The 14,175-nt window shown below is 66.0% G+C and carries 12 protein-coding genes; 9 read left to right on the forward strand and 3 right to left on the reverse strand.

Annotated features, from left to right (window positions below):
• Nucleotides 1-14: 14 nt before the first annotated feature.
• Nucleotides 15-896, reverse strand: coding sequence for an endonuclease/exonuclease/phosphatase family protein (locus AB4Y36_RS21950; protein ID WP_368606702.1), 882 nt, complete (start codon nt 894-896; stop codon nt 15-17).
• Nucleotides 897-1,173: 277 nt separating this feature from the next.
• On the opposite strand from AB4Y36_RS21950, the gene rlmD reads away from it, so the two are divergent.
• Nucleotides 1,174-2,592, forward strand: coding sequence for a 23S rRNA (uracil(1939)-C(5))-methyltransferase RlmD (gene rlmD / locus AB4Y36_RS21955; protein WP_368606720.1), 1,419 nt, complete (start codon nt 1,174-1,176; stop codon nt 2,590-2,592).
• Between the two features lie 119 nt (nt 2,593-2,711).
• On the opposite strand, the gene AB4Y36_RS21960 is transcribed toward rlmD, so the two are convergent.
• Nucleotides 2,712-3,608: an outer membrane protein assembly factor BamD gene (locus tag AB4Y36_RS21960; protein ID WP_083245503.1), complete on the reverse strand. Its 897-nt coding sequence runs from the start codon at nt 3,606-3,608 to the stop codon at nt 2,712-2,714.
• A gap of 41 nt (nt 3,609-3,649) precedes the next feature.
• On the opposite strand from AB4Y36_RS21960, the gene AB4Y36_RS21965 reads away from it, so the two are divergent.
• The 6 genes from AB4Y36_RS21965 to phaR all read left to right on the forward strand — a co-directional run bounded on the left by AB4Y36_RS21965 (nt 3,650) and on the right by phaR (nt 11,083).
• Nucleotides 3,650-4,897, forward strand: a complete 1,248-nt coding sequence (locus tag AB4Y36_RS21965) for an RluA family pseudouridine synthase (RefSeq protein ID WP_368684046.1) — start codon at nt 3,650-3,652, stop codon at nt 4,895-4,897.
• Entirely contained in the window at nt 4,894-5,763 is an 870-nt protein-coding gene (gene pgeF, locus AB4Y36_RS21970; protein ID WP_368684047.1) for a peptidoglycan editing factor PgeF, read from the forward strand. The genes AB4Y36_RS21965 and pgeF overlap by 4 nt, the downstream gene beginning before the upstream one ends.
• A gap of 509 nt (nt 5,764-6,272) precedes the next feature.
• Nucleotides 6,273-8,207 carry a class I poly(R)-hydroxyalkanoic acid synthase gene (phaC, locus tag AB4Y36_RS21975; protein WP_368684048.1) on the forward strand — a complete coding sequence of 645 codons (1,935 nt, stop codon included), beginning with the start codon at nt 6,273-6,275 and terminating at the stop codon, nt 8,205-8,207.
• Nucleotides 8,208-8,297: 90 nt separating this feature from the next.
• Nucleotides 8,298-9,479: an acetyl-CoA C-acetyltransferase gene (locus tag AB4Y36_RS21980; protein WP_368684049.1), complete on the forward strand. Its 1,182-nt coding sequence runs from the start codon at nt 8,298-8,300 to the stop codon at nt 9,477-9,479.
• A gap of 108 nt (nt 9,480-9,587) precedes the next feature.
• Nucleotides 9,588-10,328 (forward strand): 3-ketoacyl-ACP reductase, encoded by a 741-nt coding sequence (locus AB4Y36_RS21985; protein ID WP_069268124.1) that lies wholly within the window; start codon nt 9,588-9,590, stop codon nt 10,326-10,328.
• A 149-nt stretch (nt 10,329-10,477) separates the two neighbouring features.
• Nucleotides 10,478-11,083 (forward strand): polyhydroxyalkanoate synthesis repressor PhaR, encoded by a 606-nt coding sequence (phaR, locus tag AB4Y36_RS21990; protein WP_133186007.1) that lies wholly within the window; start codon nt 10,478-10,480, stop codon nt 11,081-11,083.
• Nucleotides 11,084-11,237: 154 nt separating this feature from the next.
• On the opposite strand, the gene AB4Y36_RS21995 is transcribed toward phaR, so the two are convergent.
• Nucleotides 11,238-11,537 carry a DNA-binding transcriptional regulator gene (locus tag AB4Y36_RS21995; RefSeq protein WP_069268122.1) on the reverse strand — a complete coding sequence of 100 codons (300 nt, stop codon included), beginning with the start codon at nt 11,535-11,537 and terminating at the stop codon, nt 11,238-11,240.
• A 316-nt stretch (nt 11,538-11,853) separates the two neighbouring features.
• Here AB4Y36_RS21995 and rimO point away from each other — a divergent pair, with 316 nt between their 5' ends.
• Together rimO and AB4Y36_RS22005 are read left to right on the forward strand one after the other, a co-directional pair.
• Complete coding sequence (rimO, locus tag AB4Y36_RS22000; RefSeq protein WP_254314045.1) at nt 11,854-13,191, forward strand: 30S ribosomal protein S12 methylthiotransferase RimO; 1,338 nt, start codon at nt 11,854-11,856, stop codon at nt 13,189-13,191.
• Between the two features lie 5 nt (nt 13,192-13,196).
• Entirely contained in the window at nt 13,197-14,147 is a 951-nt protein-coding gene (locus AB4Y36_RS22005) for a sugar kinase (protein ID WP_069268120.1), read from the forward strand.
• Nucleotides 14,148-14,175: the final 28 nt, after the last annotated feature.

A 14,175-nucleotide genomic window follows, 5' to 3' on the forward strand; every position in this document is an offset into this window, starting at 1 on the left:
CACGGCGTCGTCCCTCAGCCGAGTTCGAGCACGATCGGCTGATGATCCGAAGCCTGGGTCGCGCCGTCTATCTCGCAGTTTCGCAAGCGTGGGCGCAAATCCTCCGTGATGAAGACGAAGTCGCACGCGAGCGGACCGTCCGACCATTGCTTCGTGTCATACACGCCGGCCGTTGGCGGCGGCGTCGCGCCCGCATGCAGCGCGGTCCACGCGTCGATGAAGGCTGGGCTGCCCGCGAGCGGTTCGAGCATGCGCGTGTACGCCTCGCTGCCCCACGCGCTGTTGAAGTCGCCGCAGACGATCGCGGATAGCGGGCGCGCGGTGCGGGCGAACGGGCCCACATCGTTTTCGGCGGGCGCGGGATGCGCCGCGTGATCGGCGGCTTCCTGCTGCAGGCGCCGCAGCTCGTCGACTTGCGCGAGCCGCTGGCGCAGCGAATAAAACTCCAGATGCGTGACCAGCACGCGCAGCGCGCCGCCCGGCACGTCGAGCACGGCTTCGAGCGCCACGCGTTGCATTGAGGGTGCGGTGGAGTCGGCGGGCCACGGCAGAGCATGGCGAAAAACCTGCGCGAGCGGCAAGCGCGTGGCGAGCGCGTTGCCGAACTGGCGGCGCGGCATTTGCGCCGTGCCTTGACTAGAGGCTTGCGCGCCACGCGGCGCAGGCAAGTCGGCGCCAATCGCCTCGATGACCGTATAGCCGGGCAGCAGCGCGCGCAGTTCGGCGAACTGATCGTCGCCGGGACCACCCGGCAGCGCCCGGAAGCCGCGCGTGATCTCCTGCAGGCACAGCACGTCGAAGTCGGCGAGGCGCTGCGCCTCGCGCACCGTGCGCGCGAGATCGACGACGCCAGAAGCGTCGCGGCCCCACTGCACATTCCAGCTCACCAGTTTCATCGGCACGCTCCTCGTATGGTGCGGCGGCGGTTCGCGCACGCATGTTTAACCCTAGCCTGTTTTTCCCGATATGTCGTATGACGAATGCGATGGCCGCGGTGACTGCGGGGCGCAGCGAGCACGACCGGACCACCTCGAAAACAGCAGCGCCGCAGCGCGGGCGCCGACTTCGACTACAATCTCGCCTTCGCCCACAATTCACTCATCGTCAGTCAGGAATCCGCTGGTGTCTCAAGCTGCCCCCGACCCTCAAGCCGAGCCTGCCCAGGCCGAGCCCATGCCGTCCACGCCCCCGAAAAAGCGCAGCAAGCGCGAGCGCCGCGCCGAAAAGCGCGCCGCCATCGAAGCTTCGGTCGCTCATGCCCCCATTCTCGAGATCGAGTCGCTCGACATGGAGGCCCGCGGCGTTGGCCGCACCGTGACCGAGACGGGCGAGCCCGGCAAGGTGATCTTCGTCGAGGGCGCGTTGCCGGGCGAGCGCGTGACCTACCTGAGCTACCGCAAGAAGCCCACGTTCGAACAGGCGCAGGTGGTCGACGTGCTGCGCGAGAGCGCGATCCGCACGAAGCCGCAATGCGCGTTCTTCGGCACCTGCGGCGGCTGCTCGATGCAGCACCTCGACGTGCGCGCGCAGATCGCCGTCAAGCAGCGCGTGCTCGAAGATAACCTCATGCACCTCTCGAAGGTGCGCTCGGAGACGATGTTCCGGCCGATTCACGGGCCGTCGTGGGGCTACCGCTATCGTGCGCGCCTCACGGTGCGCAATGTGCCGAAGAAGGGCGGTGTGCTGGTCGGCTTCCACGAGAAGAAGAGCAGCTACGTGGCCGACATGACGAGCTGCGAAGTGCTGCCGCCGAACGTCTCGGCGATGCTCGTGCCGCTGCGTCATCTGGTGGCCGCGCTGTCGATTCGCGATCGCATGCCGCAGATCGAACTCGCCGTGGGTTCAAGCGTGACGGCGCTCGTGCTGCGTATTCTCGAGCCGCTCACGGCCGCCGACGAAGACCTGCTGCGCGCGTTCGCGGACGCGCACAACGTCCAGTTCTGGCTGCAGCCGAAGGGCCCGGACACGGTGTTCCCGTTCTATCCGCTCGACAAGGAGCTGGACTACACGCTGCCCGAATACGGCATTCGCATGCCGTTCAAGCCGACGGACTTCACCCAGGTCAATCACCAGATCAACCGCGTGCTGGTGGGCCGCGCGCTGCGCCTGCTCGCGCCCGAGGCCGGCGACCGTGTGCTCGATCTGTTCTGCGGCATCGGCAACTTCACGCTGCCGCTCGCGCGTCTCGCGCGCGAAGTGGTGGGGATCGAAGGCAGCGATACGCTGACGGCGCGCGCGCTGGAAAATGCCCGCGCCAATGGCGTGGACGGCCACACGTCGTTTGCGTGCCGCAACCTGTTCGAAGTCACCGCCGACGACATCCGCGCGCTCGGCCACTTCGACAAGTTCCTCGTCGACCCGCCGCGCGAAGGCGCGTTCGCCGTTTCCCAGGCGCTCGCGGAAATCGCGCAGAGCGGCAATGGTCCGCTGCCCAAACGCATTGTCTACGTGTCGTGCAGTCCCGGGACGCTAGCCCGCGACGCGGGCGTGCTCGTCAACGAGGCCGGCTATCGGCTCAAGGGCGCGGGCGTGGTCAACATGTTCCCGCACACGTCGCACGTGGAATCGATCGCGCTGTTCGAGCGCGACTGAGCAAACGCCGCGACAGCGCAGGCGCGTAGCCTGCGCTGCGGCCGCCGAAGCCAAAAAAAACGCCACGGGAAACCGTGGCGTTTTGCTTTGCTGCGGGCCTCAGGCTAGAGGCGCGGCGATCACCAGATCTGCCACCAGGACTTGTTTTCCTTGCCGGGACGCGCGTGACCGGTGATGTACGGGCTGTCCGGGAAGGTGCCGGCGAGCACGCGGCGCGTGTCTTCGGCGAGCTGCGGCTGATCGAGCTTCTGGTACGACAGGATCATGATGTGCAGCGCGTCTTCGATTGCCGGCGCGCTCTTGTAGTCCTGAATCGCGAGCTGCGCGCGGTTGATGGCCGCCACATAGGCGCCGCGGCGATAGTAGTAGTCGGCCGCGTGCACTTCGTGCGAGGCGAGCGCGTTCACGATGTAGCGCATGCGCTGGGCGGCGTCCGGCGCGTACTTGCTCTGCGGATACTTGTCGACCACCACCTTGAACGCGTCATACGACTCGCGCAGCGACTTCGGGTCGCGCTCGCTCATGTCCTGGCCCGAGAAGCGGCCGAACAGACCCAGGTCGTCGTTGAAGTGGATCATGCCCTTGAGATAGTACGCGTAGGCGATGTCCGGGTGATCCGGGTGCAACTGGATGAAGCGGTTGATCGCCTGGTCGGCGGCGTCGTTCTCGTTGTCCTTCCAGTTGCAGTAGGCCACGTTGATCTGCGCCTGCTGGGCGAAGTGGCCGAACGGGTCGCGGCCCTGGAGTGCTTCAAAATATTTTGCGCACTTGCCCCAGTCGCCGCCGGAGAGCGCGTCCTGGGCCTCCGTATATAATTTGTTGTTGTTCCACGCTGCCGTTTCGTCGGTCTTTTCCGGCAGGCCGTGGCAGGCCGCGACCACGGCGAACGCCGCGCCGCAAGCAGCAAGCCGAATGATGTTGCCAATCTTGCCGAGCGTGTTTGCTCGCGTCGCGCGCATTGCGTTTCGGGCCACCGCGTGTTGGGCCAGTTTCGTAATCGTGTTCAAGGCTCGCATTTATCCAGTCCAGCTTCAGGTCTACAGGTGACCCAGACTCAATGACCCGTACAGTTATTCCGGGGGCCGGCGCTCCCGGCGCCCAAAACAGCATCAGAGATTATAGCCTGGGCGATGCGCCCGATGACGCAGCCTCCAGTGAGGGGCTCGACGACGAACTCGCAGGCGAGGGCGTCGGCGGCGCCCCGCGTGCGCGCGGCGACGAAGCCCCGCGCTCGGTTCAGGTGCCAGATGAGCTCGCTGGCGAGCGCCTCGACAAGGTGCTCGCCAAGGTATTTCCGGAATTTTCACGCAGCCGTCTGCAGGGCTGGATCGAAGAGCAGCGCGTGCGCGTGGACGGCAAGCCGGCCAAGGTGCGCCAGCCGGTGCCGCTCGGCGCGACCATCGAGCTCGTGCCGGACCTCCTGCCCGAGCAGCTCGCGTTCACGCCCGAGCCGGTGCCGCTCGACATCGTCTACGAGGACGACGCCATCGTCGTCATCAACAAGCCCGCCGGGCTCGTCGTGCATCCGGCCGCGGGCAACTGGAGCGGCACGCTTCTCAACGGCCTCCTGCATCGCTATGGCGAAGCCGCGGCGGGTCTGCCGCGCGCGGGAATCGTGCATCGGCTCGACAAGGAAACGTCCGGGTTGATGGTCGTCGCGCGCACGCTAGAGGCGCAGACGGACCTCGTGCGCCAGCTGCAGGCGCGCACGGTCAAGCGCCGCTATCTCGCGCTCGTGTGGGGCAACATGGCCGAGGAAGGCACCATCGACGCACCCATCGGCCGCGACCCGCGCGAGCGCACGCGCATGGCGGTGGTGAAGGGCGCGTCGGGCAAGCCCGCGCGCACGCACTTCCGGCGCATCGACAAGACGCTCTGGCACAACCAGCCCGTGAGCGCCATTCATTGCGACCTGGAAACGGGGCGCACACATCAGATTCGTGTTCACTGCGCGCACATCGGTCATCCGCTGCTGGGCGATCCGGTGTACGGCCACGCGCGCGGCAAGCGCTCGGTCGCGGCGCTGCCCGATGGCTTCGCGCGCCAGGCGCTGCATGCGTGGCGTCTCGGCCTAGTTCATCCGGTCACGGGCCGCTCGATGCAATGGCGCGCCGAAGTGCCCGACGATCTGGACGCGCTGATCGAGGCGCTCGGCTTCGGCGGCGAGGAAGACGAGGACGAAGCCGGCTTCGATGAGGACATGTTCGACAGCGCGTACACCGACGAAGGCTACGTGATCGGCAGCGACGAAGAAGATGACGAAGACGACGAAGACGACGAGCAAACCGAGGATAAGCACGCATGACGACCTGCCCGGAACTGACATCCGACGCTTTGCTGCATCCCGACTGGCAGGTTTCGCCGCGCGTACGCGCCCTGGTGACGACGCGCGACGGCGGCGTGAGCGAGCCGCCATTCGGGCGTTGGCAGGCGGCGCAGGGCGGTGAAGGCGTGGATCTCCCCGGCGGCCTGAATCTCGGCCGCGGCTCCGGCGACGATCTTGCGCACGTCGAGGCGAACCGCGAGCGGCTCTTCGCGCATGCGGGTGTGCCGGCCGCGTGGCTCAAGCAGATCCACGGTCCGATCGTGGTCGACGCCGCGCAGGCGCTTGCGGCCGCGCGCGCGGGCGCCCCGCTCGAAGCCGATGCGAGCGTGAGCGCCGAGCCCGGCATCGCCTGCACGGTGATGGTGGCCGACTGCATGCCCGTCTTGCTCTGCGATGCCGAGGGCCGCGCCGTGGGCGCCGCGCACGCGGGCTGGCGCGGGCTGGCCGCGGGCGTCATCGAGCGCACGGCCGAGCGCGTCGCGGCGCTCGCGGGCTGTGCGACGGCCGACCTGCATGCGTACCTCGGCCCCGCGATCGGGCCCACGGCCTTCGAGGTCGGCGCCGATGTGCGCGACGCGTTCATGACCCATGCGGAGCAGGTCGACGCGGCGCGACGCGATGCCCATCGCGCCGCCACCGCGGCGGCCTTCGTGGCGCGCCCCGAGGCGAGTGGCAAATACCTTGCAGATCTTCCCGCGCTGGCGCGGCTGCGGCTCGATACGCTCGGCGTGCGCCACGTGAGCGGCGGCGACCTGTGCACGGTTACGCTGCGCGAGCGCTTCTATTCGTACCGGCGCGATCGCGTCACCGGCCGCATGGCCGCGCTGATCTGGCTCAATCCCTGACCTCGCTGCGCCGCGCCGCCGTCGTGAAACGGCGCGGCGGCGCGTGGCGAGTCAGACGATTTTTGTTGCGCTGCAGCTATTCCCGCAACGCACTGTGCTCCCCTCACGGTGCATTAGCTCCCCGATTACCGCATTGCACTGCAAACGCTTGCCGCCACGGCGAATTTTTGTGCGCCAGACCGCACAGCAATGTGTCGCGGCAGTTAAACAATTGATTACATCGGGAAAACGATAATTAAAAAAATATCGCAGCGCGGCAAAATCGGGCACAAGCATTGACACGCTTTGCAATGGGGAGCAAGAATGTCCTTCACCCACGGGACAGGTCGTGACGAGCGCCGCAACGGCGCCCGTATGCGTACCACCTGCCTCTCAACCAGTCCTTCGGGACACATCGGTCAAAAGCAGGCATGACGGCATCTCAACGTTCCAAGACTGCCCCGGGCACGGGCGCCTCAACTGATGGTGCGACGCGCGGCAATCCGCCTTTTGCTCCCGACGCAGCCGGCATGCAGCAGTATCTCGACGCGTGGACGAACGCCTGGAAGAGCGCCCTGAATGCTGCGCAGCAAACCGGCGGCGCGGCGCAGCAAGCGCCCTTCGCGGGACTCGCGGCCAACTGGTGGCCGCCGGCGGGCAACGGCGCGCCGGGCAATCCTTTCGCTGCGGGTAATCCCTTTGCCGCAGGCAACCCTTTCGCTGCGTCCAATCCTTTCGCTGCGGGCAATCCATTTGCAGCCGGCAATCCCTTCGCCGCGGGTAATCCGTTCGCTGCCGGCAGTCCTTTCGGCGCAGCCAATCCTTTCGGTGGCGCGAACCCGTTCGAAGGTTTCAAGCTTCCCACGGCATCGATCGAACCCACGCGCCTTCAGCATCTGCAGGCGGAATATTCGCGCGACGCGCTCGACTTGCTGCGTCAGGCCACCGACACCACGCCCAAGGCGCCCGAACTCAAGGACCGGCGCTTCAGTTCCGACGCCTGGAAGGCCACGCCCGCGTATGCATTCACGGCGGCGTGGTATCTGCTCAACGCGCGCTACCTGCACGAACTCGTCGACGCGCTCGATACCGATGCGAAGACGCGCGAGCGCATTCGCTTCGCCGTTCAGCAGTGGACCGCGGCAGCTTCGCCCAGCAACTTCCTCGCGCTCAATCCCGACGCGCAGAGCGCCTTGCTCGAAACCCATGGCGAGAGCCTGCGCCAGGGTGTGATGAACCTGATCGGCGACATGTCGCGCGGCAAGATTTCGCAAACCGACGAGTCGCGCTTTGTGGTGGGCCGCAACCTCGCGACCACCGAAGGTTCGGTCGTATTCGAAAACGCGCTATTCCAGCTGATCCAGTACAAGCCGCGCACGGCCACCGTGCGCGAGCGGCCGCTTCTGATCGTGCCGCCGTGCATCAACAAGTACTACATCCTCGACCTGCAGCCCGAGAACTCGCTCGTCGCGTATGCGCTGGAGCAGGGGCAGCAGGTGTTCCTCGTCTCGTGGCACAACGGCGACGCGTCGATCGCGGACCGGTCCTGGGACGACTACATCGAAGAGGGCGTGCTAACGGCGATCGAGACGACGCGCAGCATCAGCGAGCGCGAGCAGATCAACACGCTCGGTTTTTGCGTGGGCGGCACGCTCCTCGCCACGGCGCTGGCCGTCGCGGCGGCGCGCGGCGAACATCCCGCTGCATCGATGACGCTGCTCACCGCGATGCTCGACTTCGGCGACACGGGCGTGCTCGATGTGTTCGTCGACGAAGCCCACGTGCAGATGCGTGAGCAGACCATCGGCGGCAAGAACGGCGGCACGCCGGGGCTCATGCGCGGCGTCGAGTTCGCGAACACGTTCTCGTTCCTGCGGCCCAACGATCTGGTCTGGAACTACGTCGTCGACAATTATCTGAAGGGCCGTACGCCCGCGCCGTTCGACCTGCTGTTCTGGAACAGCGACTCGACGAGCCTGCCGGGGCCGATGTACGCGTGGTACCTGCGCAATACGTACCTTGAAAACAAGCTGCGTGAGCCGGGCGCGCTCACGGTGTGCGGCGAGGAAGTGGATCTGTCGCGCATCGACGTGCCGACCTTCATCTACGGTTCGCGCGAGGATCACATCGTGCCCTGGCGCACGGCCTATGCGTCGGTGCCGTTGCTGTCCGGGCCGCTGAAATTCGTACTTGGCGCGTCGGGCCATATCGCCGGCGTGATCAACCCGGCGTCGAAGAACAAGCGCAGCTTCTGGAGCGTCGAGGCCGACGCGAAGCATCTGCCGGAAGAAGCCGACGACTGGTTCGCGGCTGCCGAGGAAAAACCCGGCAGCTGGTGGCCGACCTGGGCCGAATGGCTCGATCAGTACGGCGGCAAGAAGGTGAAGCCGCGTGCGCAAGCCGGCTCGGCGGAATTCCCCGAGATCGAGCCGGCGCCGGGGCGCTATGTGCAGCAGCGCGATTGAGGCAATTGAAACGCTTGCTGCGGAATTCGGATTAACAACTTGACGGGCGGGGCGCATGGCGCGCCACCAAGTCGCCCGGAGGATCTGGAAATGACTGACATTGTGATCGTTTCGGCCGCACGTACGGCAGTAGGCAAATTCGGCGGTTCGCTCGCGAAGGTGGCGGCGCCCGACCTGGGCGCGATCGTCATCAAGGCCGCGCTCGAGCGCGCGGGTGTGAAGCCCGAGCAGGTGAGCGACGTGATCATGGGTCAGGTGCTGACGGCCGGTTCGGGCCAGAACGTGGCGCGTCAGGCGTCGATCAAGGCGGGCCTGCCCGCGGCCGTTCCCGCCATGACGATCAACAAGGTGTGCGGCTCGGGCCTGAAGGCGGTGATGCTCGCGGCCAACGCGATCATCGCGGGCGATTCGGACATCGTCGTGGCCGGCGGACAGGAGAACATGAGCGCCGCGCCGCACGTGCTGCCGGGCTCGCGCGACGGCTTCCGCATGGGCGACGCGAAGCTCATCGACAGCATGATCGTCGACGGCCTGTGGGACGTGTACAACCAGTACCACATGGGCGTGACGGCGGAAAACGTCGCGAAGGAATACGGCATCACGCGCGAAGAACAGGACGCGTTTGCGGCGCTCTCGCAGAACAAGGCGGAAGCCGCGCAGAAGGCGGGCCGTTTCGACGAAGAGATCGTCTCGGTGGAAATTCCGCAGCGCAAGGGTGAGCCGCTGCAGTTCAGGACCGACGAGTTCGTGCGCCACGGCGTGACGGCCGAATCGCTCGCGGGCCTGAAGCCGGCGTTCAACAAGGAAGGCACGGTGACGGCGGCGAACGCGTCGGGCATCAACGACGGCGCAGCCGCGGTCGTGGTGATGTCGGCGAAGAAGGCCGAGGCACTGGGCCTCACGCCGCTCGCGCGCATCAAGGCGTACGCCAGCGGCGGCGTCGATCCGAAGGTGATGGGCATGGGCCCGGTGCCGGCGTCGAAGCGGGCGCTGGAGCGCGCGGGCTGGTCGGTGAACGAGCTCGATCTCATGGAGATCAACGAGGCGTTCGCGGCGCAGGCGCTGGCCGTGAACAAGCAGATGGGCTGGGACACGTCGAAGATCAACGTGAACGGCGGGGCGATTGCAATCGGTCACCCGATCGGCGCGTCGGGCTGCCGGATTCTCGTGACGCTGCTGCACGAAATGCAGCGCCGCGACGCGAAGCGCGGCCTGGCCTCGCTGTGCATCGGCGGCGGCATGGGCGTGGCGCTCGCGCTCGAGCGCGCTTGATGTCACTGCCGGAGCGGACCGCGAGTGGTCCGCTGCGGCGCTTGTGACCAGCGGGGTGACCAATAACCGCGAACGGCGCAGCCGGAAAACGATAATGGAGTGTGGTTTATGTCAGAGCGTATTGCGTATGTAACGGGCGGGATGGGCGGCATCGGCACGGGCATTTGCCAGCGCCTCGCCAAGCAGGGTTTCAAGGTGGTCGCAGGCTGCGGCCCGCATTCGCCGCGCCGCGCGAAGTGGCTGGAAGACCAGAAGGCGCTCGGTTTCGACTTCGTGGCCTCGGAAGGCAACGTGGGCGACTGGGATTCGACGCGCCAGGCGTTCGACAAGGTCAAGGCCGAGGTCGGTGAAATCGACGTGCTCGTGAACAACGCCGGTATTACGCGCGACGTCGTCTTCCGCAAGATGACGCGTGAAGACTGGACGGCCGTGATCGACACCAATCTCACGAGCCTCTTCAACGTCACGAAGCAGGTGATCGACGGCATGGTCGAGCGCGGCTGGGGCCGCATCATCAACATTTCGTCGGTGAACGGCCAAAAGGGCCAGTTCGGGCAGACCAACTATTCCACGGCCAAGGCCGGCATTCACGGCTTCACGATGGCGCTGGCCCAGGAAGTGGCGACCAAGGGCGTGACGGTCAACACCGTTTCGCCGGGCTATATCGGCACGGACATGGTGAAGTCCATCCGTCCCGACGTGCTGGAAAAGATCGTCGCGACGATTCCCGTGCGCCGTCTCGGCGCGCCGGAGGAAATCGCGTCGATCGTGGCGTGGCTCGCGTCCGACGAGTCAGGCTTCGCAACCGGTGCTGACTTCTCGCTGAATGGCGGGTTGCACATGGGCTGATCCCGAGCGCAGCGCGCCTGCAGGGGACGCGCGAAGCTGGGATCGAGGACGGCAGCGGGCCTGTTTGCTCACCGGGGCAGGCCGTTTCCGGGCTAGACCAACGCGCGACGGCAATGGCCGCCGCGCGTTGGCGCTAACAAGGGCGACACATGACGACTACAAAGAAAACCGCCGAACGTCTCATCAAGAAATATCCGAATCGTCGGCTGTACGACACGGAGACGAGCACGTACATCACGTTGACGGACGTGAAGCAACTCGTGCTGGAGCAGGAGGAGTTCAAGGTCATCGACGCGAAGACCAACGAGGATCTGACGCGCAGCATCCTGCTGCAGATCATTCTCGAAGAGGAAAGCGGCGGTCTGCCGATGTTCTCGTCATCGATGCTGTCGCAGATCATCCGTTTCTATGGACATGCGATGCAGGGCATGATGGGCACTTACCTGGAAAAGAACATCCAGGCGTTCATCGACATCCAGAACAAGCTCGCGGACCAGTCGAAGAGCCTTTACGAAGGCAACGCGATGAATCCCGAAGTCTGGTCGCAGTTCATGAACATGCAGGCGCCGATGATGCAAGGCATGATGACGAGCTACATCGAGCAGTCGAAGAACATGTTCGTGCAGATGCAGGAGCAGATGCAGAACCAGGCGAAGAACATGTTCAGCAGCTTCCCGTTCAAGCCCGTGACGCCGGGCGGCGCGGCGGCGCCGGCACAGGGCGCGCCTGAAGGTGGCGAAGAAGAGAAGAAGTAAGCGGCGCGGCGCACACGGCGGGTGGCGCGCGCCGCCAGGTCGCGGTGCGCTGTCGCTTACCCGGCGCGCCGTGGCGGCGCGTTGCCGCGCGAGCGCTGTGCTTCGCTTTGCGAGGCGGCTGGCGCGGGTGCAATGCCGCCGCCCTCATTTGCCATCAAGCGCTTTGCAGGTCGCGCAACGCTTCAGGGTGCGCCACGGCCACCCGCAAGAGGGTTTGCGCGGCGCCGGTCGGCTTGCGGCGGCCTTGCTCCCAGTCCTGCAGCGTGCGCGTGGAAACGCCCAGCAGTGCCGCGAACGCGCTTTGCGAGAGGCCGGCCCCCGCACGCGCGAGCGCGGCGGCGGTGGGCTTGTGGCCCGTGACGCGCAATGCGCCACTCGAGGCACGGCGGCATGCTTTCAACTCGCGCGCCGGCTTTAGTAGTTCAGGCTGAAACAGTTCCATTTTCTCGTTCATGTTTTCGTTCTCTCCGCGCAACGGTCCAGGTTGCGTTGTCCGTGCTCGAGGCGCACTCGGCGAAAAATATCCGGATGCGCAGTTCACAGGCGAGCGATAGCTAAACGAAGTTTGATTCCGTCCATATTCAATCCGACCCCGGCGCCACAACGCGCGCATCCACCATGCTGCGCCGCACGATACGCCAAACGGGTAAAATGGCGGATTGGCTTGACCCCGCGCGGCGCTACCTTCGCCCTGCGCCCCACATCCGGACGTACACGTGAAAAACCCTGTTGAATCAACGACCTCCCGCAATCCTGCTCCGCGCGTCGGGATGGTTTCCCTCGGCTGCCCGAAGGCGCTTGTCGACTCCGAGCAGATCATTACCCAGCTGCGCGCCGAGGGGTACGAAATCTCGGGGTCCTACGACGGCGCGGATCTCGTGGTCGTCAACACCTGCGGCTTCATCGACGAAGCGGTGCAGGAGAGTCTCGACGCCATCGGCGAAGCGCTTTCCGAAAACGGCAAGGTGATCGTCACCGGGTGTCTCGGCAAGAAGGCGAGCGCGAGCGGCTCGAACCTGATCGAGGAAGTGCATCCGAAGGTGCTTGCCGTGACCGGCCCGCACGCCGTGGGCGAAGTCATGCAGGCCGTGCACAGCCACCTGCCCAAACCGCACGATCCGTTCGTCGACCTCGTGCCGGCGGCGGGCATCAAGCTCACGCCGCGCCATTACGCGTACCTGAAGATCTCCGAAGGCTGCAACCACCGCTGCACGTTCTGCATCATCCCGTCGATGCGCGGCGACCTCGTGTCGCGCCCGGTCGCCGAGGTCATGCTCGAAGCGGAAAACCTCTTCAAGTCCGGTGTGAAGGAGCTGCTCGTCATTTCGCAGGACACGAGTGCTTACGGCGTGGACGTGAAGTACCGCACCGGCTTCTGGAACGGCAAACCGATCAAGACGCGCATGACCGACCTCGTCGCGGCATTGGGCGAGCTGGCTGCGCAATATGGCGCCTGGGTGCGCCTGCACTACGTCTACCCGTATCCGAGCGTGGACGAAGTGATTCCGATGATGGCCGAAGGCCCGTTCAAGGGCCACGTGCTGCCGTATCTCGATGTGCCGTTCCAGCACGCGCATCCCGAGGTGCTCAAGCGCATGAAGCGTCCCGCGAACGCGGAGAAGGTCATGGAGCGCGTGAAGGCCTGGCGCGAAATGTGCCCCGATCTCACGATCCGCAGCACGTTCATCGCCGGCTTCCCCGGCGAGACCGAAGCGCAGTTCGAAACGCTGCTCGACTTCATCCGCGAGGCCGAACTCGACCGCGTGGGCTGCTTCGCCTATTCGCCGGTCGAAGGCGCAACGGCGAACGAGCTCGACGGCGCGCTGCCCGACGACGTGCGCGAGGAACGCCGCGCGCGCTTCATGGAAGTGGCGGAGCAGGTCTCGGCCAAGCGCATCCAGCGCAAGGTGGGCAAGACCCTCAAGGTGCTGATCGACGAGATCAACGTCGACGGCGGCATTGGCCGCACTGCGGCGGATGCGCCCGAGATCGACGGCGTGGTGTATGTCGCGCCGGCGACCAAGGCATCGAAGCGCTACAAGGTCGGCGACTTCGTTTCGGTGAAGATCACCGGCGCGGATGGCCACGATCTCTGGGGCGAGGTCTGAGGGGCATGACGAGCGTCGCTCCGCAAGTCCTCGCTTATGGCGAGGCCATGGTCGAGTTCAACCAGGCGTCGAAAGACCGCCCCGAGTATTTGCAGGGCTTTGGCGGCGACACGTCGAACTTCGCCATCGCGGCGGCTCGCCAGGGCGCACGCACGGGTTTCGTCTCGGCCGTCGGCGACGATCATTTCGGACGCCTCCTGACCGACCTGTGGACGCGGGAAGGCGTCGACACCTCGACGGTGCGGGTGGACGCCACGGCGCCTACGGGCGTCTACTTCGTCTCGCACGGCCCGGCCGGCCATGCCTTCGACTATCTGCGCAAGGGTTCGGCCGCGAGCCGTTACACACCGCGCGATTTGCCGCTCGACATCATCGCGGCTGCGCGTGTGCTGCATCTTTCCGGCATCAGCGTGGCGATCAGCGATAGCGCCTGCGACGCGGCACTCGCCGCCGTCGAGCATGCCCGCGCCAACGGCGTGCGCGTGAGCTTCGACACCAACCTGCGCCTGAAACTGTGGCCGCTCGCGCGCGCCCGCGCCGTGATGAACGAGGTGCTGCGCCTCACCGATATCTGCCTGCCCAGCTGGGACGACGTGGCGGTGCTCACAGGCCTCGACGATCGCGACGCGATCCTCGATTACCTGCTCGCGCGCGGCGCCCGAGTGGTCGCGTTGAAGCTGGGCAAGGACGGCGCCTATGTGGCGACGCCCGACGAACGGCGCGTCGTGCCGGGCCACGTGGTCGCGGCCGTGGATGCCACGGGCGCTGGCGACTGCTTCGGCGGCGCATTCGTCGCGCGGCTCGCAGCCGGCGATGATCCGTTCGCGGCGGCGCGCTATGCGAACGCGGCCGCCGCGCTTTCGACGCTCGGCTTCGGCGCGGTTGCGCCAATCCCGTATCGCCAGGATGTCGAGCGTTTGCTGGCAAATCTACCTGAAAGCGCAGCACACGAATAACAAGATTCATCCATCCAGGAAGACGAGG

Source organism: Paraburkholderia sp. BR10936, assembly GCF_040965735.1.
Classification (GTDB): Bacteria; Pseudomonadota; Gammaproteobacteria; order Burkholderiales; family Burkholderiaceae; genus Paraburkholderia; species Paraburkholderia nodosa_A.

Coding starts and splice junctions, on each gene's coding strand:
- AB4Y36_RS21950 (WP_368606702.1), bottom strand. CDS start 896: ATGAAACTGGTGAGCTGGAATGTGCAGTGGGGCCGCGACGCTTCTGGC.
- rlmD (WP_368606720.1), top strand. CDS start 1,174: ATGCCGTCCACGCCCCCGAAAAAGCGCAGCAAGCGCGAGCGCCGCGCC.
- AB4Y36_RS21960 (WP_083245503.1), bottom strand. CDS start 3,608: ATGCGAGCCTTGAACACGATTACGAAACTGGCCCAACACGCGGTGGCC.
- AB4Y36_RS21965 (WP_368684046.1), top strand. CDS start 3,650: ATGACCCGTACAGTTATTCCGGGGGCCGGCGCTCCCGGCGCCCAAAAC.
- pgeF (WP_368684047.1), top strand. CDS start 4,894: ATGACGACCTGCCCGGAACTGACATCCGACGCTTTGCTGCATCCCGAC.
- phaC (WP_368684048.1), top strand. CDS start 6,273: ATGCAGCAGTATCTCGACGCGTGGACGAACGCCTGGAAGAGCGCCCTG.
- AB4Y36_RS21980 (WP_368684049.1), top strand. CDS start 8,298: ATGACTGACATTGTGATCGTTTCGGCCGCACGTACGGCAGTAGGCAAA.
- AB4Y36_RS21985 (WP_069268124.1), top strand. CDS start 9,588: ATGTCAGAGCGTATTGCGTATGTAACGGGCGGGATGGGCGGCATCGGC.
- phaR (WP_133186007.1), top strand. CDS start 10,478: ATGACGACTACAAAGAAAACCGCCGAACGTCTCATCAAGAAATATCCG.
- AB4Y36_RS21995 (WP_069268122.1), bottom strand. CDS start 11,537: ATGAACGAGAAAATGGAACTGTTTCAGCCTGAACTACTAAAGCCGGCG.
- rimO (WP_254314045.1), top strand. CDS start 11,854: ATGGTTTCCCTCGGCTGCCCGAAGGCGCTTGTCGACTCCGAGCAGATC.
- AB4Y36_RS22005 (WP_069268120.1), top strand. CDS start 13,197: ATGACGAGCGTCGCTCCGCAAGTCCTCGCTTATGGCGAGGCCATGGTC.